General features: G+C 44.8%; 15 protein-coding genes and 1 riboswitch. All 15 genes read left to right on the forward strand.

Going from position 1 to position 22,345, the window contains the following annotated elements; all coding sequences use genetic code 11:
- Positions 1-241: 241 nt before the first annotated feature.
- The 15 genes from PHS46_01765 (at position 242) to PHS46_01835 (ending at position 22,331) form a co-directional block, all read left to right on the forward strand.
- Positions 242-4,465, forward strand: a complete 4,224-nt coding sequence (locus PHS46_01765) for an autotransporter domain-containing protein (protein MDD3905239.1) — start codon at positions 242-244, stop codon at positions 4,463-4,465.
- Positions 4,466-4,532: 67 nt separating this feature from the next.
- On the forward strand, positions 4,533-5,333 hold the full coding sequence (locus PHS46_01770; protein MDD3905240.1) for an alpha/beta hydrolase: 801 nt from the start codon (positions 4,533-4,535) through the stop codon (positions 5,331-5,333).
- Between the two features lie 351 nt (positions 5,334-5,684).
- Positions 5,685-6,992, forward strand: coding sequence for a radical SAM protein (locus PHS46_01775; protein ID MDD3905241.1), 1,308 nt, complete (start codon positions 5,685-5,687; stop codon positions 6,990-6,992).
- Positions 6,993-7,195: 203 nt separating this feature from the next.
- Positions 7,196-7,279, forward strand: a riboswitch (ZMP/ZTP riboswitch).
- Between the two features lie 36 nt (positions 7,280-7,315).
- A complete protein-coding gene (gene pflB, locus PHS46_01780; GenBank protein ID MDD3905242.1) occupies positions 7,316-9,526 on the forward strand; it encodes a formate C-acetyltransferase in 2,211 nt (736 codons plus the stop codon).
- Positions 9,513-10,250, forward strand: a complete 738-nt coding sequence (pflA, locus tag PHS46_01785) for a pyruvate formate-lyase-activating protein (GenBank protein ID MDD3905243.1) — start codon at positions 9,513-9,515, stop codon at positions 10,248-10,250. The genes pflB and pflA overlap by 14 nt, the downstream gene beginning before the upstream one ends.
- A 29-nt stretch (positions 10,251-10,279) precedes the next feature.
- Positions 10,280-11,974 (forward strand): formate--tetrahydrofolate ligase, encoded by a 1,695-nt coding sequence (locus PHS46_01790; protein ID MDD3905244.1) that lies wholly within the window; start codon positions 10,280-10,282, stop codon positions 11,972-11,974.
- Between the two features lie 111 nt (positions 11,975-12,085).
- On the forward strand, positions 12,086-12,637 hold the full coding sequence (locus tag PHS46_01795; protein ID MDD3905245.1) for an XRE family transcriptional regulator: 552 nt from the start codon (positions 12,086-12,088) through the stop codon (positions 12,635-12,637).
- A gap of 74 nt (positions 12,638-12,711) precedes the next feature.
- A complete protein-coding gene (locus PHS46_01800; GenBank protein ID MDD3905246.1) occupies positions 12,712-13,929 on the forward strand; it encodes a hypothetical protein in 1,218 nt (405 codons plus the stop codon).
- Positions 13,919-15,151 (forward strand): acetate/propionate family kinase, encoded by a 1,233-nt coding sequence (locus PHS46_01805; GenBank protein ID MDD3905247.1) that lies wholly within the window; start codon positions 13,919-13,921, stop codon positions 15,149-15,151. Before PHS46_01800 ends, PHS46_01805 begins: the two co-directional genes overlap by 11 nt.
- On the forward strand, positions 15,135-16,199 hold the full coding sequence (locus PHS46_01810; GenBank protein ID MDD3905248.1) for a hypothetical protein: 1,065 nt from the start codon (positions 15,135-15,137) through the stop codon (positions 16,197-16,199). The genes PHS46_01805 and PHS46_01810 overlap by 17 nt, the downstream gene beginning before the upstream one ends.
- A 143-nt stretch (positions 16,200-16,342) precedes the next feature.
- Positions 16,343-17,572: a GAF domain-containing protein gene (locus PHS46_01815; protein MDD3905249.1), complete on the forward strand. Its 1,230-nt coding sequence runs from the start codon at positions 16,343-16,345 to the stop codon at positions 17,570-17,572.
- Positions 17,573-17,835: 263 nt separating this feature from the next.
- Positions 17,836-19,149, forward strand: coding sequence for an outer membrane beta-barrel protein (locus PHS46_01820; protein MDD3905250.1), 1,314 nt, complete (start codon positions 17,836-17,838; stop codon positions 19,147-19,149).
- Between the two features lie 36 nt (positions 19,150-19,185).
- Positions 19,186-20,517, forward strand: coding sequence for an ammonium transporter (gene amt, locus PHS46_01825; protein MDD3905251.1), 1,332 nt, complete (start codon positions 19,186-19,188; stop codon positions 20,515-20,517).
- Between the two features lie 22 nt (positions 20,518-20,539).
- Positions 20,540-20,878 carry a P-II family nitrogen regulator gene (locus PHS46_01830; protein ID MDD3905252.1) on the forward strand — a complete coding sequence of 113 codons (339 nt, stop codon included), beginning with the start codon at positions 20,540-20,542 and terminating at the stop codon, positions 20,876-20,878.
- 13 nt (positions 20,879-20,891) lie between these two features.
- A complete protein-coding gene (locus PHS46_01835) occupies positions 20,892-22,331 on the forward strand; it encodes an SLC13 family permease (protein MDD3905253.1) in 1,440 nt (479 codons plus the stop codon).
- Positions 22,332-22,345 lie beyond the last annotated feature (14 nt).

Raw genomic sequence — 22,345 nt, forward strand, 5'->3', positions numbered from 1 at the left:
CAGAGCGTTTCCATAGTAACCTCCTTTTTTGGTGTTATTGGTCGTAACACCATAAGGTTACTAAGCTCTGCTTCTTTGTTAAAGAGCTTTTTTAGAACGAAAAGCAACAGACTATTTTATATTATCCGCTGGAGGATGATTTCAGTTTCTTTGCCGCGTCTTGTTTTTTGCCATTTCTATGTTATACTTTAGCATCAATAAATGTTAATATATATATATATATTAAAAGGAGAGAAATCGCATGAAGAAATTTTTTTTAGCAGTGCTTATCTTTTCCGTTATTTTATTAATTTCCGCTGGGTATGGATTTGCGGCAGATACAGTTAAGCAAGATACGAATACTATGAATGGATTGCCAGACTGGAGTCTCGGTGCAATCGTAGCCGGCCAGACAGGCATCTTTAGTAGCGTAATTTCAGCTGGAAATGCAGGCGATCTGACATTAGGCGGAGAAGTAGCTTGTGACGGCCTTGTTTTTCAAAACGACCTTAACGGTGATGTCCTAATTAAGACCGGAAATACTTTACACAATGGATCCGTTGGTCTTGATATGAGCGCCGCAAACAATGATGTAACCATGAATTGCGGTATAGAATTAGTTGCGAGCCAGGCTTTCAATGTCAATACCGGAAGGCTTCTAACTATAGGAGGCGATATTACTAATAACGCCAGCACCCTGACCGTAACAGGTGCCGGTAATACCACTATCAGCGGTATATTAGGCTCGGGAGCAGGCGGCCTGACTAAATCGGGGGCCGGGACTCTTACCTTGAGCAACAACTCTAATAGTTACACCGGTGTTACCACCATAAGCGACGGCACATTAAGCGTAGCTACTATTAGTGATGGCGGCGTTGTAAGCGCTATCGGTGCCGCGGCGAGCGTTGCGGCCAATCTTGTTTTCGACGGTGGCATTTTGGACTATACCGGTGCTACCGCCAGTACCAATCGAAATTTTACCATTAACGCCGGAAAGACGGCTTCTATTACCGTCGATACCGCCGGCACAACTCTTACAATGACCGGCGCGTGTCCGACAACTACAGGCGGTTTAAGTAAGCAGGGAGCAGGCACCCTTTATTTAAAAGGCGTAAACCTTTATCAGGGAGTGACTATAATCAATGATGGCACTCTAAAGATCGACGCGGACACTGCCATAGGCGATGGGTCGGCCGGTAACACCATTGACTTTACCGGTGGCACAGGCATTTTGCAAAGTACCGCCACCACTGATTTAGGGACTAACCGCGCAATTACGCTGACTGCAGACGGCACTCTGCAATCCGATGCCGGGACGCTTACGGTGGGCGGAAGTGTGACTAACGGAGCCAACCTGCTTACCGTAACCGGAGACGGCAATACTAGTATTACCGGAGTCATAGGCGCAGGCGCGGGCGGCCTGACTAAGGCCGGTAGCGGAACTCTTTCTTTGAGCAATAGCAATACCTATAGCGGCGGTACGACTCTTACTGCCGGCAATATTACTCTTGGTAATAACACCTGTTTGGGTGACGGAGACCTTACCTTAAACGGCGCTTCGGGTACCTTGCAGTCGAATAACGATGCCCGATCCATATCTAACGCTATCGATTTGAGCGCGACCGCTACGAATGCTCTTATAATATCCGGTTCGAATAGCCTTGCACTGACAGGCAATATAACTAATGCGGGGCAGATCGAGATCAATATGACTGATATCAGTAAAGCGCTAACTCTATCTGGCGCCAACAATACCTATACAGGCGGCACGACTCTTACTGCCGGTAAATTGAATATTAATAGTACCACGGCTCTTGGCGGCGCAACGAGCGCATTTACTATTTCCGGAGGTACTATCGATAATACGAGCGCCGGAGCTATCACGCTGGCAAACAATAATACTCAAAGCTGGAACGGCGACTTCGCATTTGGCGGTACTCAAAATCTTAATCTCGGCACTGGCGCTGTTACGATGAATGCCGCACGACAGGTTACGCTTGGCGGCAGTACGCTGACGGTCGGAGGCGCTGTCGATAACGGCGGGAACACGCTGACGATAACGACGACTTCCGCCGCGGTTACCGGCAATATGGCGCTTAGCGGCGCAATATCGGGTTCGGGCGGCCTTACGCTGGCCAACGGCGCTGTTACGACGTTATCGGGAGCCGCGTCAAATACATACAGCGGCACTACGACTCTTGGATCTGCCGGATTCGAAAAAGAGCGTTTGACGTTAAGTAAGACGGGCGGTGCTGTAGCTATCGCCGGAAATGTGACTATAGACAATTATAATTCGCCATTCCTCGATATGACACAGGCCAACCAATTTGGCGCTACTTCGGTGATAAGCTGGACCACTTCCGGTTCGGGTAACGGACGTTTTCAAATGCAGGGCACTAATCAGACGGTAGCGGGTATTTCCAGCACTGATAGCGCTAATGCTGTCATTCAGAATACACCGTGGGGAGGCGGAGCCGGTGTCTGGTCGGACTGCACATTGACTATTGATACCGCTGTCGGCCAATCTTATACTTGGAACGGAATGATGCGTGACAAAGATAATGGTGCCTCGACCGGCACGCTCGCTCTGACAAAAAGCGGTACCGGAACACAGATATTGTACGGTGATAGCCTTAGTTATACCGGAAAGACGACGATTGCCGGCGGGACGCTTCAGCTCGGTACCGGTACTTCAGGCGGCACTCTCTCAACCAGTGAGATCGATTTTACAGGCGGTTTGTTCCAATACGGCGGCACTAATACACAGGATATTTCTAGTATGATCAAAAATAGTACCAGCGCCATGAGTATCAATACAAATGGTAACGATGTTACGTTCGCAAGCGCGTTAGCGGCCTCCAATGTGGGCGGCTTGATCAAATCAGGCACAGGCACTCTGACTCTATCAGGCACTAACTTATACACTGGCGGCACCGCCATTAACGGCGGCACGATAACGGCCAGTAACACTAAAGCCTTAGCTTCCGGCAACGTTGCGATAGAAGGCGGCACGCTGGATGTCGGTACTACCAGTCTCGATCTTGGAGCCGGCTCTACCTATACGCAGGGTGCTACCGCGGCATCAACGTTTATGCTTACCGCGAACTCTTCCAGTGCTTATGGCTCCGTGAAAGCTACCGGTGGGGCTAGCATTACCGCTGCTAATAGTACGGTATACGTTAACGTGGGTGGATATATACCTAATGGCGCATCTCTTACGGTTATTGATACCGACGGCGGCGTAGTTGACAATGCGCCAGGAACCATAACATCAAGTAATTCGTATGTTACGTTTTCGGGGTCGAGGTCCAGCGGTAACCTAATCCTTACCGCCGTTCGTTCCGGGTCCAACAGCTTTAGGGGACAGGCAACTAATACGAACGCAGCGGCTGTCGGTAATGTGTTGGATAATGTTACCAATCCGACAGCCGACATGACCAATATTCTTAATACCATGGGCAACTTATCATCTAGTCAGGTAGCTTCCTCCGAGAATACTATGAGCCCTACAGTAGACGGCGCGGTGACCCAATCAGCCATAGCCATGCTTAATCAGGTACTCGATACGTTGACGATACATCTTGAAGACATGCGCTTACCGGCCGGTGTTACTGGTGTCGCAACAGGCGATGATTATTTTAAGGGCCTAGGCATCTGGACCCAGGTCTTAGGTGATTACGCCCATCAGGATCCGCGCCAGTCGAGTAACGGCTACAATGCTACTTCATGGGGCGTGACGGGCGGCGCAGATATTCCTCTTAATATAGGTATCGATTCTCTGCGCATGGGCATAGGCTCTGGTTACGGGCAGACATTTGTAAGGTCAAAAGATTATTGCGGACATACAGATATTGACTCTATTCCCGGCACCATATACTGCACTTACGATAATAACAAATACCCGTTCTATCTCGACTCCGCGTTTACATTCATGTATAACAGCTACACAGGTTCCCGCCAGATAGCGGTGGGCGCTATCGAGCGTACGGCAAAAGCTGATTATAGCGGCCAGCAATACAGTGGATATGTCGAAGGCGGTTATTCATTCTTCTATAAGAATCTACGCTTAACACCGCTTCTGGCTCTGAACTACATGCATCTGCGTGTCGGAAGCTATACTGAAACAGGCGCAGATTCCCTCAATCTGAACGTCAGCTCTCAGGATTACGATATGTTTCAGACCGGTATCGGCATGAAATTAGCCTATCCAGTAGAATTGAAATACGTCACTATATTACCGGATCTACACGCCAGATGGATCTATGACTGGATCGGCGAAAGCCAAGCGACGACAGCAGGTTTCTCCGGCGGCGGTACTTCTTTCGGGACAAATGGTTTCAGGCCCGCCAGGTCCGCATATAATTTAGGAACAAAAGTAGGTATAATGGCGAAAAATAATGTCTCTCTTGATTTGGATTATGACTTCCTGCTCAAAGAAGATTACTACGAGCATTACGGAAGTCTAAACGTAAGATATAATTTCTAAAAACCTGGATAAGCGGACGATAAAATATCTAAGTTACATTCTTTCCGGGATAGTTGTCATTATTTCATTGGCTGGATGCGCCACTGTCAATAGCGGATATCGTATAGCCGACAACATCGTCTCAGAAAACAATTTAAAAAAAGAATACATAAAGACCGGGCTATGTACCCTTACGGTTTTTAGCAAGATTACCTCTCCGGGCAAACCTCTTGCAGTCTATATAGAAGGTGACGGCGCGGCATGGAAAACACGCCGTGAACTATCCGGCGATCCGACGCCGCGCCACGCACTTGCCCTTTCGCTTGCAGTCATGGACCATTCCGGGAACGTTGCTTATTTAGCCAGACCCGGCCAGTTAACTATTTCCGGAAACCCGGATTGTGATCCGGAATATTGGTCTAGAAAGCGTTTCTCGGGTGAAGTTATGAGCGCCATGAATTCGGCAATTAATGAACTGAAGGCGCAGAGTAAGTCAAAAGATATAAATTTAGTGGGCTATTCCGGCGGGGCTACCATCGCTATTATTATCGCGTCGCGAAGAAACGACGTAGTAAGCATTCGTACGATCGCCGGAAATCTCGATCCGGAAGCCGTTAATCTATACCATAAAGTTACACCTCTCGAAGGGGCGTTGAGCCCAATGGATTTTGCCTCAAAGGTATCGGATATTCCGCAACGACATTTTGCCGCAGTGGATGATCAAGTCATACCTCTATCTATTATTGAATCATTTGCTGACAGGATCGGCGACGAAAAACACGAAAGTATAACTATCGTAAAAGGCGCAAGTCATGCATTTGGTTGGCAGAAAGCCTGGCCGTTGCTTGTCGACATTCCTTTGCATTGTAAGAAGGATCCGACAAAATAGAATATACATTTTTGTGAGGAATATGCCTTTCTAAGTAGTAGTTTTATTTGATCATGTCAATAATTCGACCATAACAAATACCTACGAAAATTTCCTTATACTCGTACAAGAGGCATGTACATATTCTAAAGTTTAAAGCCTATGGTCGAATTAGTCGATAGCAGGCTTTTTATTTATCGCTTTATGCGAAAAGGTCGCTTCCTCGCGCAATTTAATCATCCGCCCTGAACAGAGCGATAAGGTGCGGCTGAGCGATACCGGTATACAGCCGGCCGGAATGAGAGTATAATAAGTCAGGAGTTTGACAAGTGGCATATAAAGGCGAATAAGAAACGCAGAAAAAGGAGATGAATGAAGATAGTTTTCATAGAGCCCACCGCTTCAGAAGGGAATGTCTACAGTAAATCATCCATGCCTCTATTGGGCCCGGTCTACCTCGGGACCATCTTAAAAAAAAGAGGGCATGAGGTCGAGATCTACAATGAAGATCTTCATAAACCGGATTATGCGAAGCTCGACGCGGATCTTATCGGCATCTCCATTTTGACTTCAACGGCCAAGCGGGGTTATGAAATAGCCAGACAATTTCCTAAAGAGAAAGTGATCATTGGCGGCGTTCACGCAAGCCTGCTCCCCGAGGAGGCGCTTCCATTCTGCAGGCAGGTTGTAGTGGGAGAGGCCGATGATGTTATTGTCGATGTAGTTGAGGGCAAAAGAATCGAGCCTATCGTTTACGGCACGCCGGTTCAGAATCTGGACACTTTACCTAACCCAGATTTCACATTGATAAAAGGATTTTGGTCCTCATTTCTTACCATGCCTATCTCTACGTCGAGAGGATGCCCCTTTGACTGCAGTTTTTGCTCTGTCACAAAGATCTTTGGCCGCAAATACCGTTTCCGTAGCGCTGAAAATATCATCGAAGAGATGAAGTCCAGGCGCACGAGATCGTTCTTCTTCGTAGATGATAATTTTACGGCAGACCCGAAACGCACGCGCCGCCTGCTGGAACTTCTACTGAAGAATAATATAAATCATTGGAATTGCCAGGTGCGCTGTGATGCCGCCAAAGATAAAGAGCTTTTAAGGCTTATGGCAGGCGCAGGATGCAAAGCCGTATGCGTTGGGTTCGAGTCTATAAATCCAATGACGTTAAAGGCCTACCAGAAGAAACAGACCCTCGATGATATCGTGAGCGCTATCCGTTCCTTCCATAGAAGAAAGATAAAGATCCATGGTATGTTTATCCTGGGGGGTGAGGATGACGGCAAAGGCGCTATATGGGAAACTTTGAAGTTTGCCATAAAGCATAAGATAGACACTATACAGATGGCGATACTTACTCCGTTCCCGGGCACGAAAGTCTATGAATCTCTCGATGCACAGAAGAGGATCTTCACAAAAGACTGGAGTCTTTATGACGGCCAGCACGTTGTATTTAATCCAAAATTGTTATCGGCAAGAGATCTGCAGGTGAATGCTCTTCAGGCGTATACAAAATTTTATTCTCTACGCAGGGCGTTTGCTTCGCTTATTCAACTGCATTTTAGAAATGCGATGTTTCGTTTTATAGGCCATTTTACTATCAAGGAATGGGTAAAACATAATTGTAATATGACTTGGTTGGCGCAACCTAACCAATGTTTTAAACGAGTTTAATCTCCCGGCAGAAATCTCCGGATTTCAGTTTGCGAATGAATGCGGCTTTCGCGAACCCTTGGGGAGAGGGAGCCTCGCTTTTAGGCCGAGCGGGCTCCACAAACGTGTAAAATGTGCTTAAGATTTAACCTGTTCATTTCGGCATCGATTGATTTCCTCATTGACAGTTTTTTCATTTTCCGGTAAGATATGGTTACAATTTGGTTTAAAAGCGCGACTGGCGGTAGTATCATGGGTAACCATGCGGGAGCGCGACTTGAGCAAAATCGAACGCCTGGGTTTTAAGAATCCAGGCGTTTATATTTTTTACAGGAGAAGGTAATATGTTCATACGGGGACGATGGGATAAGACGATAGATATGATGGATTTTGTTAATAGAAATTATAAGCCGTATGATGGCGATGAGTCATTCTTATGCGGGCCTACCGTAAGAACTAAAAAGTTATGGCAGAAGTGTCTTAATCTTTTTGAGAAAGAGCATAAGAAGGGCGGCGTATATGACATCGATGTGTCGACCGTATCGACGATCACAAGCCACAGGCCCGGTTATATAGATAAAAAACTCGAAATTATTAAAGGATTGCAGACCGACAAGCCGCTTAAAAGAGCGATAAAGCCGCTGGGAGGAATACGTATAGTCGAGAATGCCTGTAAGGATTATGGGTACGAACTGGATAACAAGGTAAAGGAGATATATTTAAAATATCGGAAGACGCATAATGACAGTGTGTTTGATTCTTATACTGCCGATATATTAAAAGCCCGCGGTACCGGGCTAATTACGGGACTACCGGATAATTATTCAAGAGGAAGGATCATAGGCGACTACAGGAGAGTGGCGCTCTATGGCATAGATAAGCTTATTAAAGTTAAAAAACATGATAAGGAGCTGTTCGAGGACTATTCTTCTCAGGAGGCGATACAATTAAGGGAAGAGATAGCGGATCAAATAGGCGCTTTAGAGGATATTGTAAGATTAGGTAAATCCTATGGGTGTGATTTAAACAGGCCGGCGGAGAATGCGAAAGAGGCTATCCAATGGGTTTATCTTGCTTATCTCGCCGCCGTAAAGGAGCAGGACGGCGCCGCTATGAGCTTAGGGAGCGTGAGCAATTTCTTCGATATATATATTGAAAGAGATATTGGCTTAGGGTCATTGACTGAAGAGAAAGCGCAGGAATTGATAGATGATTTTGTGATAAAACTGCGCATGGTACGTCACTTAAGGCCAAAATCATACTCTGAAATATTTGCCGGCGATCCGGTGTGGATCACAGAATCTATCGCTGGGGTGGGTATAGACGGAAGGCATAAGGTTACAAAGACATCCTACAGGTTTTTACGGACTTTGTACAATTTAGGGCCGGCGCCTGAGCCCAATCTTACAGTTCTATGGTCTTCCAGGCTTCCTGATAATTTTAAGAGATTCTGCGCCAAGGTATCTATCGCTACGAGTTCTATCCAGTACGAGAATGATGATTTAATGCGATTGATCGGCGGGGATGATTACAGTATCTCATGCTGTGTATCCCTGTTAAAAAACGGAAGCGAGATGCAATATTTCGGGGCGCGATGTAATCTTGCGAAGGTATTGCTTTACGCGTTAAATGAAGGCAGGGACGAGATCACCGGCGAAAAAATAGTTCCGGGAATACCTCCTATGAGTTCCGATCTCCTGGATCATGACGAAGTAAAACAGGGTTTTATGCAAGTATTGCGCTGGACGATCAGAACCTATGTCCAGGCTCTTAATATTATACATTCTTCGCACGACAGATATTATTATGAAAGATCGCAAATGGCGTTACTCAATACAGAGCTGACGCGTTATATGGCATTCGGTATCGCGGGATTATCGGTTGTCGCTGACTCTTTGAGCGCCATTCGTTATGCCAAAGTCAGGGCCATGCGTAATAATAAAGGCCTTACGGCAGGTTTTAAGATAAGCGGAGATTTTCCCGCCTTCGGGAATGATGATGACAGGGTAGATGGCAGGGCCGTTGATCTGGTAAATACATTTCTTGCGGAGATAAAAAAATATAAGTTTTACAGGGATTCTCTCCCGGCGCTTTCTGTTCTCACTATTACGTCGAATGTGATGTACGGTAAAAAAACAGGGGCTACTCCGGACGGCAGGAAAAAAGGCGAGCCTTTTGCTCCCGGGGCAAACCCAATGCATGGCAGAGATAAAAGCGGGGTTATAGCGTCCCTGAATTCCGTCGCGGGTATCCCGTATTCCGAATGCAGGGACGGCATATCGAACACATTCACTACCGTGCCGGATACTTTAGGAAAGACTCAAGAGGAGCGGGTCTCCAATCTCGTGGCATTGCTCGAAGGTTACTTTATCAAGGGCGCCCAACACCTGAATATCAACGTGATCGATAAGAAAACGCTTAAAGATGCCATGCGCCATCCGCATAAATATCCGCAACTTACTATTCGCGTGTCAGGATATGCGGTTCATTTCAACAAATTATTGCCCGATCAGCAGAGGGAGGTATTGGCGAGGACGTTTCATGAAGCCATGTAGCAGAAGATCTCGCGCCGGAAGGATACATTCGATAGAAAGTTTTGCGACACAGGATGGTCCCGGCATACGTTTTCTTGTGTTTCTGCAGGGGTGTGCCGCCGGCTGTTTATATTGTCAGAATCCGGATACCTGGGATTTAAAAGCCGGATTTGATATGACCGCGGAGGACGTGCTTAAAAAAGTGAAACGTTGCATGCCGTATATAAAAGCATCCGGCGGAGGCATCACGGTTTCCGGGGGAGAGCCTCTTTTGCAGATGGAGTTCCTGATAGAGTTATTCAGGCTCTGTAAAAAGAATAACATCCATACCGCCGTGGATACAAGCGCTTTTTATAATGACCATAATAGGAAGTTACTGCAGAAGCTTATTTCGCTTACAGATCTTTTTATCCTTGATATAAAGGCCGCGCGCGAGGTATTGCATAAAAAGATAACGTCGAGGCCTTTAGGTGAGGTAATCGATTTTTTGAACATCCTGGAATTAGAAAAAAAGCCTTATTGGTTAAGATATGTTCTTGTTCCCAAATTGAACGATTCGAAAAAAGATATGCAGGCGTTAAAGAAGATACTCGACGGGCAAGCCCATTGTGAAAAATTCGAATTTCTGCCTTATCATACCCTGGGTAAGCATAAATGGGAATGTATGAAACTAAAATATCCGCTTGGCGATACCGATCCGGCAAGCCCGAAAGATATAAAAAAAGCTTTAGCCGGTATCGGATAAATGCCTGAATAAGGAAAGGAAAAATAAAGATGAAGAGTGATATATTGATCGCTCGAGAGGTGAAATTAAAGCCTATTGCGGAGATCGCTGAAAAAATAGGTATTCGCGATGATGAGCTGGAGCTACATGGAAAATACAAGGCAAAGGTGGAGCTTTCTATTTTACAGCGGATAAAAGGGAATATTGACGGTAAGTATATAGATGTTACCGCTATTACGCCCACGCCGCTCGGTGAAGGCAAGACCGTTACTACGATCGGTTTGTCGCTGGGATTAGCCAGATTAGGGAAGAGGGTTTCTACTTGTATACGCCAGCCGTCGCTTGGGCCCGTGTTTGGTATAAAAGGCGGCGCCGCGGGCGGTGGGTATTCTCAAGTTGTGCCGATGGAGGATTTTAATCTGCATTTGACAGGAGACGTACACGCGGTTGGCCTGGCGCATAATCTATGCGCGGCATTTTTAGATAATTCTATCTATCATGGTAATAAATTGAATATAGACCCTTCGGCGATACTTTGGCGGAGAGTTGTGGATGTCAGCGATAGATCTTTGCGTAATATTACCATAGGCCAGGGGGCAAAGGAAGACGGTATCCCGCGCCAAACCGGCTTTGATATTACCGTAGCGTCGGAAGTCATGGCAATACTGGCCCTGGCCGGCGATCTTAAAGATCTGCGGCGGCGTTTGGGCAGGATCGTGGTTGCCTTTACCTATGACGGGAAACCGGTTACTACCGAGGATCTGAAAGTGGCCGGGGCGATGGCGGTGCTTTTAAAAGACGCGATCAAACCTACCTTGATGCAAACGACCGAACATACCCCATGTTTTGTGCATGCGGGGCCCTTTGCCAACATCGCCCATGGAAATAATTCTATCATTGCAGATAGGATCGCGCTTAAGCTGAGTGAGTATGTGGTTACGGAAAGCGGTTTTGGCGCTGATTGCGGCGCGGAGAAAGCCTTTAATATTAAATGCCGTATAGGGGGATTGGTGCCGAGCGCGGTAGTGATCGTCTGTTCTGTCCGCGCGCTAAAGATGCATAGCGGGCGTTTCAAAGTGGTGGCGGGAAAACCTTTGAGTGAAAATTTATTAAAGGAAGATATAGATGCGGTCGAAAAAGGCGCCGTAAATCTGGAAAAGCATATCGAAAATATACGGTTATTTGGGTTACCCGCAGTAGTGGCGATAAATAGATTTACTACCGATACCGATAAAGAGGTAGAGGCTGTGCGCAAAAAAGCTTTAGCGGCCGGCGCCGATGATGCGGTGGTAAGCGAAGTATGGGCAAAAGGCGGAGAAGGCGGGATGGATTTGGCTCGGGCGGTAGTGAGGGCCGCAAATAAACCCTCTCACTTCAAGTTTCTATATCCGCTGGATGGGCCTATTAAGCAAAAAATCGAAAAGATAGCAACGAGCGTTTACGGCGCGGCGAAAGTTGAATATTCACCCGAGGCAGAAAAAAAGATAGAACTTTATACTAAGCTGGGCTATGATAAATTTCCTATTTGCATGGCAAAGACACATCTGTCTCTTTCCCATGATCCGGAATTAAAAGGCGCTCCGGCAGGATTCACTATCCCGATCCGCGATATACGGGTGGCGGCAGGGGCCGGTTTTTTATATCCTCTATGCGGACAGATGCGCACAATGCCCGGACTGCCTTCGGACCCGGCAGGCGCGCATATCGATTTAGATGAGAGCGGTAATGTGGTGGGATTATTCTAAAAACGAAAAGTTTCTAATGTTAAGTAATAGTTAATAAATATTTATTTTGTTAATTAGTACTTGACACAGAACATTTCTCGTTGTACAATGTTTAGCAAGAGGCGGGAAGAGATGAAGATCGTTGGTGTGAATATAAAAAGATTGCGGGGCGACCAGGGGCTGACGTTAAGGGCCCTGGCAAATAAACTTGGGATCAGCGCCAGTTTTTTATCACAGGTTGAGAGCGGTAAAGCTTCACCGTCTTTAGCAACCTTAAAAAGCATTTCGGATGCTCTGTCGACGACTATCGGCAGTCTGATAGGCGAAGGGCAGAAACTGGAAAACGACCCCATAGTAAGATCCGGCGAAAGAAAGCATGTCCAGGAAGTGGGGAAGGGGATAAACCTGTATCTCTTGACATCACGTGATCCGAATAAGCAGATGGAGCCGTTGTTATTTAAACTCCAGGAAGGCGCGACGTCAGGAGAAAGATCGTATAAGCATTTCGGGCAGGAATTTGTTTTGGTGCTAAAGGGATCGATAGAAGTTACTCTTAACGATATGGCATATATATTAAGGAAGGGCGATAGTATATATTTTAATTCAAATGTCCCGCATGCGTTTAAAAATATGGGGAAGGAAGAAGCGGAGGCAGTATGGGTTGTGACACCACCTACTTTCTAAAAAGATTTTTTTGAACAAATTGTTAATCCAGAGTTAATATTGTTAACTATAAGATAACAAAGTGGAGGAGCACCATGAAAGAACTGCTAAAAGAAAAAGCAAAAGGCCTTAAAGCAAATCTGAACAAGTTTTACAAAAGCGTTGAAAATTTTAAACTGAATAGCGCAAATATCGGCGAATTCACCGATATCGTCGCGGCAGAAATGAAGGAATCGTCCTTTAATAAGATTACGAAGGATAAGGCCGGTAATCTGATAGGGGTTATAGAAGGATACGGTAATAAGGATGCTGTCGTCATGGTGTCGCATATTGATATGAGGACGGCGAATCAGCAAAAACTGGAAGGCTTAGACGCAAACGGCATGGAAGGATTTAAGTCCGGTATTGTTTCAAGCGTTTATGCCGGCGCTTTGATAAAGAGAACTCTTTTGCCGCTGACGGGTGATTTGATTATCTGTTGTGTGCCGAGAGTAGAATGTTGTGATTTTGGCATTCAATATCTGTTTGACGATTTTTTAAAGTCCAGGATTAAGAAGATTAAAGGTGTGATTCTCTGTGAGCCTACCGGTTTTAATATTAATCTGGGACACAAGGGCAGGATGGAATATGAGATAGTAGTTAAAGGCCGCCTGAACAGAAATTTTCTGGAAAATCGCGGTATAAACATGCTCGGTACGATGTTTCCGTTGATAAATGAGCTGGAAAAAGTTTCGAAAGAATTACCGAGTGATTTTAACTTGGGCCGTTCAGGGCTCAGGATAAAAGATGTGCGTTACAGCGGATATCAGCCGCAGGATGCGGTCAGTGAATTTCGTATAGTTGTAGATAGGGTATTTATACCGGAAGAGAGCGAAAGTTTTATTTTAAACAAAGCTAAGACTATAGCTAAGACTGTATATAAGCAGGAGCCGGATATCACGATCAATACTCTTATGGCAAAAGAGAGGGTGAAAACATATACCGGGCTTGAATCGGTATCCGAGAAAGAGTTTAAGCCGTGGTCTATGGAAAGCCATCAACCATTCGCCATGGAATCACTTAACACATTGACCGAAAACGGGTTTAAGTCCGATTTCGGCTACTGGAAGAAGATAGTTACGGAAGGCTCGTATACTTATGGACAGCTTAAAATCCCTACTATAGGGTTTGGGGCGGGGTCGGAAGATGCTGTGTCTTCGGGGCCGAATTCATTAACTGCCGACAAGACCGAGAAGGCGGGGTGTGGCCAGGCGTTAATTGTTCTAAGAAGCATAGGTATGCCGACATTCGGATGGAGCTCGGATGAAATCTAAGAAACAGGTTAATATCCTTGTGCTTAATTGCGGGAGCTCGTCCCTGAAGTATAAAATAATAAGAATGCCGGATGGGGCCGAGATCGTACGCGGGGAAGCCGAAAGAGTAGGCGCTAAAACTCGAGAGTCTTCTATTATTACGCATTTTGTTTTTGGTAAAAAAACAGTGATTGAAACGCCGCTTGCGGATCATTCCGCGGCTCTTAAAAAAGTGCTTGAGTTGATAGCCGATAACGAAAAAAAGAACAAAGATATAAGGTTTGATATTTTTGCGCACAGGTATGTTCACCCGGGTATGTCATTTAGTAAGACCGCGAAGGTTAACAAGGTTGTTTTGAGAAAATTGAAAGAGACATTGCCGCTTGCGGCTATCCATAATCCGATAATCTACAAATTAATAGAATTTTGTCACCGTTCATACGTCGGTATAGACCAGTTTGTAGTATTCGATACCGTTTTTCATAAGACGATCCCGCCGGAATTTTCTACCTACGCGCTTCCTTTAAAAGTTATGAAGAAATATCATATAAAAAAAATAGGTTTTCATGGCATATCCCACAAATACGTTATGGAGGAAGCGTGTAAATTTTTAGGTAAAGATAAATCTTTTCAGAAAATAATAAGCTGTCATTTAGGCTCGGGCGGCTCGAGTATTTGCGCGATTAGCAATGGAAAATCTGTTAATAATTCCATGGGATTTACTCCGCTCGAAGGCTTGATGATGAATACCCGTTGCGGGGATATCGATCCCGGGGCGGTTTTTTACATAATGTTCAAAGAACGTTTTTCTTCGGAAGAAACCGAAAATATCCTTAATAATAAAAGCGGCATCTTGGGTGTATTCAATAGCTCATCCGATCTTAGGGATGCTATTAAGGATATCGACAAAAGTAAACAGGCCAAAATGGCATTCAATATGTATGTACGCCGGGTAAGGACGTATGTGGCATTTTACGCCATGATCCTGAAGAAAGCGGATATTTTGATATTCACAGATTCGCTTGGCATAGGATCTCCGGTATTGCGTAAAAGTATTTGTAAGGATATGGGGTTTTTAGGGATTAACCTTGACGAAGAAAAGAACAAAGAATACGATAAAGGCATAAGTGTTATTTCGCCTGCCGATTCCGGCACAAAAGTTCTTATAATTCCCACAGACGAAGAAAATATGATCGCAAAAGAAGCATACAAGGAGCTGATAAAAAATGATTCCGGTTATTGACTATAACCTGAAAGATTTACGGATCTGGACGCCATCTCTTTTTATCAAAAACATTGAAGAAATGCAAGACGATGATGCCCTCAGAAAATGCATACTCTCCATTGCCGGTAAAAATAAAGTAAGGGCGATTGCTTTCAGGATACTCTTCGGAGGCGATTATTTCAACAAACCCCAGATTATCAATTCGAATTTTTTCCCCCAGTTCGGAAAATTGACAATTTTCTTCCCATTTTATATTCCGTCGACGCTGGACATGTTGCAGAGATTTCGCGGCGCGTTCAGGGATATCCCATTAATAGTTTTCTTCGAGACTTCATTTTTTCTGAATTTACCGGATGAGGAAAAATATTACGCCCTGCCATTCGAATACAACAAAAACAGCAAGATAAAGAAATTTGGATTTCACGGGATATTCCACGAAGCGAATGCCGGCATGGTGCCCTCGGGGAGCAGGACGATTTCTCTGGTATTTGATAAGCAGACAACCGTATGCGCCATTTATAACAAGCGGCCGCTTTCCATAAGCCTGGGTTATACTCCTCTCGAAGGCATAATGTCAGGCAGGGCTTGCGGGGATCTGGATCCCGGGATAGTTTTTTATCTTATGAATGTTCATAATTTCTCGATCTACGAGATCGATGAAATGCTAAAGAACAAAAGCGGTTTTAAAGGCCTTACAGGCTATGATATTGAGTTAAAAGATATGATCAAAATGCGCGGGAAGGATGCCAAAATTGATCTGGCATTCAACGTATATGAATCTCAGATAATGAAATATATCGGAGAGGGCGTAGCGGCCATGGGCGGGGTGGATAATATTATTATTGCGGGAAGTAATATAAATATAGTTACCCCTATAATCTATACGCTTATAAAAAAGATATCGTTTTTAGGTATCAATATCATACGATTGCCGTGGGATAAGGATAAGGAGATAAGTAATATTACGTCTGAAGAGTCAAAGATAAAAGTTTATATTAACAGGAAAAGCCTGCCCGCTATAATATTGCGTGAGAGCGAAGTTTTTATGCGAAATAAAAATTATTGACAATCCTTCAAAGACGTTATAGACTAAACAAAGTAGTTAGATATTTTTTAATATGGGCGATGAGGTCCTCTTTGCAAACATAGTTGTTTGAAGGAGGATTTTTTATTTCAGCCTATAATAAAAAATGTGACTGAAGGTATCAAATGGCAAATATAAAAGATAAAAGATCTAATATTACTCTTTCTCAGGAAATTAAGATCCTGAGAAGAATCGTTGAGATCACGAATTCCGAGCTTGACCTAAAATTAATTCTTGGAGAGATCGTTAATGTTGTTAACGATATAACCAAAGCGGATTCTGTTTTTATCTATCTATTTGATGAGAAAAAGCGGCATCTGGTTCTTATCGCTTCAAAAACTCCGCATAAAAAAGAGATAGGTAGCGTGAATCTTAAAATAGGAGAAGGCATTGCGGGCTGGGTCGCTCGCGAGAATAAGCCTGTCGCCATACAAAAAAATGCTTATCAGGATTCACGGTTTAAAAATTTTGACGCACTGCCGGAGGATAAATATGAGGCGCTTCTTTCTGTTCCTATCATTTATAAAGGAAGGCCTACGGGAGTTATTAATGTCCAACATAAAAAGCCGCACGAATATGCCGTAAATACTGTTAGCTTAATCTCGATCATAGCTAAACAGGTAGGCGGTGTTATTGAAAATGCCAGATTACATGAAGAGGATAAGAGAAAGGCCCTGCAATTCGACAGCTTAACCAAGGTAAGCAGGTCTATTACTTCACAAGGGTATTTAGGCGAGATCTTGAACCTTATCGTTGTTGTTACGGCTAAAATGCTTAATTCTAAAATCTGTTCTATCATGCTTCTTGATCAAAAAGGTGATGAGCTGGCTATTAAAGCTACCCAGAGCTTGAGCGAAGAGTATAAAAAGAAGCCAAATATAAAAGTGAATACCAGTATAAGTGGAGAGACTATAACAACCAAAAAACCCATTGTAATCTATGATGTCCGGAGTGAGAAAAAATACCATTTTAGGGATTTAGCGGTTAAAGAAAATCTTACATCGATGCTGTCGGTACCTATGGTCGTAAGAGATAAAGCGATAGGCATTATTAATGTTTATACAATAGAGCGACACTTATTCACGCAAGAGGAAATCGATATATTGCAAATGGTGGCGAATCAGGCGGCTGTGGCGGTTGAAAATACAAAACTGATGGAAGATGCGTTAAAAGCCAAAGAAGCGTTGGAAGTGCGAAAGATGGTGGAGCGGGCAAAAGGTATACTGATGAGACAGTCGAAGATAAGCGAAGATGAGGCATACAGGATAATCCATCGTAAGAGTATGGATACATGCAAGCCGATGCGTGAGATTGCCGAGGCGATTATTTTGGCTTGGGATATGAAAAAGCAGTAGAGGTAAAAATAAATTTAAAAGGAGGTTACCAAAAAGGTCCATTTTTTACTTGTAGCAGTGTAGTTTAAGATATTATGGCGCATTGATGCGTTGGTAGCAATATAGGTGGGGCACAGACGTTCCTAAAAAAGGAACGTCTTTTTTATTTTCGTAGTTTTGAGCACAAAGAAGTGCTCAGTAGAGGGCATGGTCGCCCTGTTTGCCGCCGCGGTGGCAAAAGACGGGGCGCCTCGTTTTATCGGATATGACAAAAAGGAGCGTATATGAATAGATTAAAAAGTTTTGCAATTATCAGCTTGTTGATGGCCGGTATGATTGCCGGCTCTGTCTGTGTGTATGCCGACGAGACGGGCAGTATAAAGGAAATAGTATCAGCAGAATCGTCCTCATCTGTGTCTACGCCGGAGGTCGTGTCTGCGCCGGACCAGGGACTCCTGATGACTATCCTGGATAAGGTAGGGTTAGGGAAGTACTTAAATCAGACGGGCATTAAAATCTATGGTTACGCCGAAGCCGGATATATGTACGATACGACGGCTCCGCAACCTTACGCCGGGCCGACATATTTGGCTTTTGACAGTTTAAGAAATACGCCGGTTGTAAATAAGATATCATTAAAAGCGGAAAGAACAGTTGACGCCGCTAAAAAACAATTTGACATAGGGTTTTGTTTGCAAGGTATATGGGGCTATGATGCGAAATTTATTCATTCGGCAGGTCTTGGCGATACCCAGACAGGCCGGTATCAGCTTGACCCGCTTCAGGCTTATGTGGATGTAGCGCTTCCTTATATTCCCGTGAAAATTCGCGTAGGAAAATGGTTAGAGCTCGGAGGATTTGAACAGTTTGATGCTAATCTCTATGGGGCGTTTGGCGATCCGATGCGGGCCTTCTACTCTTATAGTTATCAGTGTTTTTACGCGGAGCCTGGCACTCAAACAGGCCTTCTCGGCACATATGTAGTAAACCCTCATCTGACCTTAGATTTAGGATTTTCAGAAGGCTGGAACCACTCTTCGCGTAATCCTAACGGTTATCTGGATATAATAGGAAGAATTACCTACGCGCCAACGGATAAGACGACAATAATATTTGCGATGACAGAAGGCCCGGAATATCCTGTCGCAGTAGGGCGAGGATTGCCTGATGCGGATACTAAGGACTGGTGGACCTCCATGGATCTCGTGATAACTCACAAGCTTACCGATAAGATTAGCTTAGGTACAGGCGTGGATTTTGTAAACGCTCCGCGTATACCGGGATTAGAAAACGGTTCCAAGCAATGGGGGGGTATAACCGGATATTTGAGTTATGCAATCAATCAATATGCAACAGCGAATGGGCGTTTAGAATGGTTTAATGACTCGTCATACGGATTTGCCACCGGCGCCGGAATAGGCGCAAATTATTATGAGACTACCTTGGGAGCCGCTATAAAACCGTTCCCTAAAGATAAGATTCTGTCGAATATGTTATTCAGGCCGGAAGTAAGAATAGACTGGGCCGATGAGGCGGTTTTCGCCAAAGGCGATAGAAGCCAGGTAACATTAGCAGGAGACGTTCTATTCACTTTCTAGAATAGAAAATTCTAAGTATGGGAAAGGAGTTTGTGTATGGATACAAAAGTTGTTCTTGATACGCTGTGGGTTTTAGTTACGGGAATGCTCGTGTTTTTTATGAATCTTGGATTTGCGATGGTGGAGGCGGGTTTTGCCAGGGTGAAGAATTGCGTGAATATCTTATCAAAGAACTTTATAGTCTTCGCCATAGCCTCGATCGGATTCCTTGCCGTAGGGTATGGGCTTATGTTTGGCGATGGTAACCCGTTTATAGGTCTGAAGGGACTGTTTTTCTTAGGAGGATTGGACAATTCGCCAGCAACAGGCGAGGCTTATAAAGGAGTATATACCGCGTTAGCTTGGACAGGGGTTCCGTTATTGGCAAAATTCTTTTTCCAACTTGTTTTTGCCGGAACGGCCGCTACGATAGTATCCGGCGCCGTAGCTGAAAGAATAAAGTACATTTCCTTTATAGTGTTTTCGTTTATTCTGGTTATGCTTATATACCCGATAGTAGGACATTGGATATGGGGCGGCGGATTTTTGGCAACAATGGGAATGTTCGATTTTGCCGGTTCTACAGTAGTTCACTCAGTTGGCGGATGGGCCGCTTTAGCAGGAGTCCTGGTCTTAGGCCCCAGATTTGGAAAATATACGGATAGTGGCAAGATAAATCCGATACCAGGGCACAATATACCTATAGCAACTATCGGAACGTTTGTGTTGTGGCTTGGCTGGTTCGGCTTTAATCCCGGCTCCACTATGGCCGCCGACCCTGTTGCAATAGCCCACATATGCATTACTACTAATACGGCGGCCGCGGCGGCAATATTGAGCGCGACGCTCTTGTCGTGGATATTATCAGGTAAACCGGATCTTGGTATGACACTTAATGGTTGCCTGGCAGGACTTGTGGCGATAACAGCCTCATGCGCTTTTGTAAGTATCGGAAGTTCCGTGATAATAGGCCTGATAGCCGGTGTTTTAGTAGTCCTTGCGGTTATGGGTTTTGACAGAATTAAATTAGACGATCCCGTGGGCGCTTTATCGGTCCACCTGGTAAACGGTGTTTTCGGTACCATATGCGTAGGATTGTTCGCGCAGGATAAGCTTACAGGTACGGCCACAGGGAACGGGTTGTTCTTTGGCGGCGGAACCAAACTGCTTATGGCGCAATTGGCAGGCGTCCTGGCATGCGGAGCGTTTGTTTTCATAGCGTCTTTTATCACTTGGAAGCTTATAAAAGTTACGATCGGCCTTAGGGTGAGTTTGCAAGAAGAGATAGATGGGCTGGATATAGGTGAACATGGTAATTCCGCTTATCCGGAATTTTTGACCCGAAAACCGGCATATTCATTTTCGGGCTTGAATGAAGATAAGTCCTAAATAAAATCGGAGGGCACACAAAATGAAAAAAATAGAAGCTGTTATACGACCCGAGAAACTCGATGCAGTCCGACAAGCCCTGGAAAAGGTCGATTGTGGCGGACTCATGATCAGTGAGATCGAAGGACATGGCAAACAGAAGGGCGTTGTACAGCAGTGGCGTGGAGAAAAATACAGGATGGAGCTGCTTCCAAAAATGAAAGTCGACGTAGTAGTGAATGATAAAGATGTAGATTCAATAATTAAAACTATAATAAAAGCCGCGAAAACCGGAGAAGTGGGTGACGGGAAGATATTTATTTCGGATATACAGGATGCCGTACGTATCCGAACGGGAGAAAAAGGCGAAACGGCTGTTTAAAGGATAAATAAGGGTGTCCGCCGGTGGGGATAACATCGGCGGACACAACATAATTTATATGGTCAATGCAATATTATATTACGTAATCGGCATTATCGCGACTGTGTGGGCATCGTCTTTTTTGGGGCTTACCGCAAAGCAGTTGATGGCAATAGGCGGGTTCTCTTCTATATTTTTCGGAGCTATTTTTTTCTGGCGCCATCGTCTTGTGTTCGCATTCTTCGGAGTGGGCATGCTTTTAACATTGGGCCTACTGGACGTACCACACGTGATCGAATTTGCCGGCATCGACATTGTCCTGTTCCTGATATCAATGATGATAATCATAGGATTTCTCGAAGAGAAGCAATTTTTTGAACACCTTGTTAATAAATTGATAGCGCTTGTAGGGACTAATGGCCATCTCCTTTTTATCCTTTTGATGGTAGCATCCTTCGCTTCAGCCGCTCTTGTAGATGAGATAACCTCTATATTATTTATGAGTGCCGCAATGCTCAATCTTACTTCGCGGTTTAAACTAAACCCTATTCCATTCATCATTATGATAGTTTTCGCGACAAATGTTGGTTCGAGCGCGACCGTAATAGGCAATCCCGTAGGGGTAATAATCGCACTAAGGAGCGGACTCGGTTTTATGGAATTCCTGCGGTGGGCGGCGCCTATATCACTCGTGGTTCTGGTTGTTACCATCGGGCTTTTCTATATATATTATGCCAGACCCATTCGACAGTTCAATGAAGCTTTTAAAGCTCACAAGAAAGAAATGGCAGGCAAGGCCGTACTTCTGGAAGGCGCTCATCTTTATAAGAAAGCCTTTATCCCGGGCATCCTTTTTGCGTGCGTGATACTTGGGCTTGTCTTTCATGCCGGGATAGAGCATTTTTTTGCTCTGGAAAAGAATACGATGCTTCTCGGAAGCGCGATACTGGGCGCATGCGCCGCACTCGCACTTCATAAAAACGAGGCGCGGGGCCTGGTAGAAAAACGCATCGACTGGTGGACGCTCGCCTTCTTTTTATTTCTGTTCGCATCTGTAGGTACATTAAAATATCAGGGCATAACCGGTGTATTGGCCCATAGAATAATGGAAGTTGCAGGAAATAATGTCCCCGCTTTGGTAAGTATATTTATATGGGCATCGGGTGCGCTTACTTCCGTTATAGATAATGTGCTGGCCGTGTCGACCTTCGTTCCTATAGTTAAGGATATAGGGACTGCCGGAGTGCATTCGCCTTCGCTGTGGTGGGCGATACTGTTTGGCTCTACAATACTCGGTAATTTAACCATAATAGGCAGTACCGCCAATATGGTGGCTGTAGGCGTTATGGAACGGCGTAAGCTTGGCCAGATAAGTTTTTTAGAATGGTTAAAGGCGGGGGTCGTTGTGGCGATCCCATCTCTTATCGTTGCGCACCTACTGATCCTTGCGCAATTGAAGTGGATGGTTAAATAAAAGGAGGAAGTGGT

It is taken from the genome of Candidatus Omnitrophota bacterium, from assembly GCA_028699255.1.
Lineage (GTDB): Bacteria > Omnitrophota > Gorgyraeia > 2-01-FULL-45-10 > 2-01-FULL-45-10 > FEN-1322.

Excerpts from the sequence above, each read along its gene's own strand:
- PHS46_01800 (MDD3905246.1), top strand. The coding sequence starts at position 12,712 with ATGAAAGAACTGCTAAAAGAAAAAGCAAAAGGCCTTAAAGCAAATCTG.
- amt (MDD3905251.1), top strand. The coding sequence starts at position 19,186 with ATGGATACAAAAGTTGTTCTTGATACGCTGTGGGTTTTAGTTACGGGA.
- PHS46_01830 (MDD3905252.1), top strand. The coding sequence starts at position 20,540 with ATGAAAAAAATAGAAGCTGTTATACGACCCGAGAAACTCGATGCAGTC.
- PHS46_01810 (MDD3905248.1), top strand. The coding sequence starts at position 15,135 with ATGATTCCGGTTATTGACTATAACCTGAAAGATTTACGGATCTGGACG.
- PHS46_01820 (MDD3905250.1), top strand. The coding sequence starts at position 17,836 with ATGAATAGATTAAAAAGTTTTGCAATTATCAGCTTGTTGATGGCCGGT.
- pflB (MDD3905242.1), top strand. The coding sequence starts at position 7,316 with ATGTTCATACGGGGACGATGGGATAAGACGATAGATATGATGGATTTT.
- PHS46_01815 (MDD3905249.1), top strand. The coding sequence starts at position 16,343 with ATGGCAAATATAAAAGATAAAAGATCTAATATTACTCTTTCTCAGGAA.
- pflA (MDD3905243.1), top strand. The coding sequence starts at position 9,513 with ATGAAGCCATGTAGCAGAAGATCTCGCGCCGGAAGGATACATTCGATA.
- PHS46_01795 (MDD3905245.1), top strand. The coding sequence starts at position 12,086 with ATGAAGATCGTTGGTGTGAATATAAAAAGATTGCGGGGCGACCAGGGG.
- PHS46_01805 (MDD3905247.1), top strand. The coding sequence starts at position 13,919 with ATGAAATCTAAGAAACAGGTTAATATCCTTGTGCTTAATTGCGGGAGC.
- PHS46_01790 (MDD3905244.1), top strand. The coding sequence starts at position 10,280 with ATGAAGAGTGATATATTGATCGCTCGAGAGGTGAAATTAAAGCCTATT.
- PHS46_01775 (MDD3905241.1), top strand. The coding sequence starts at position 5,685 with ATGAAGATAGTTTTCATAGAGCCCACCGCTTCAGAAGGGAATGTCTAC.
- PHS46_01765 (MDD3905239.1), top strand. The coding sequence starts at position 242 with ATGAAGAAATTTTTTTTAGCAGTGCTTATCTTTTCCGTTATTTTATTA.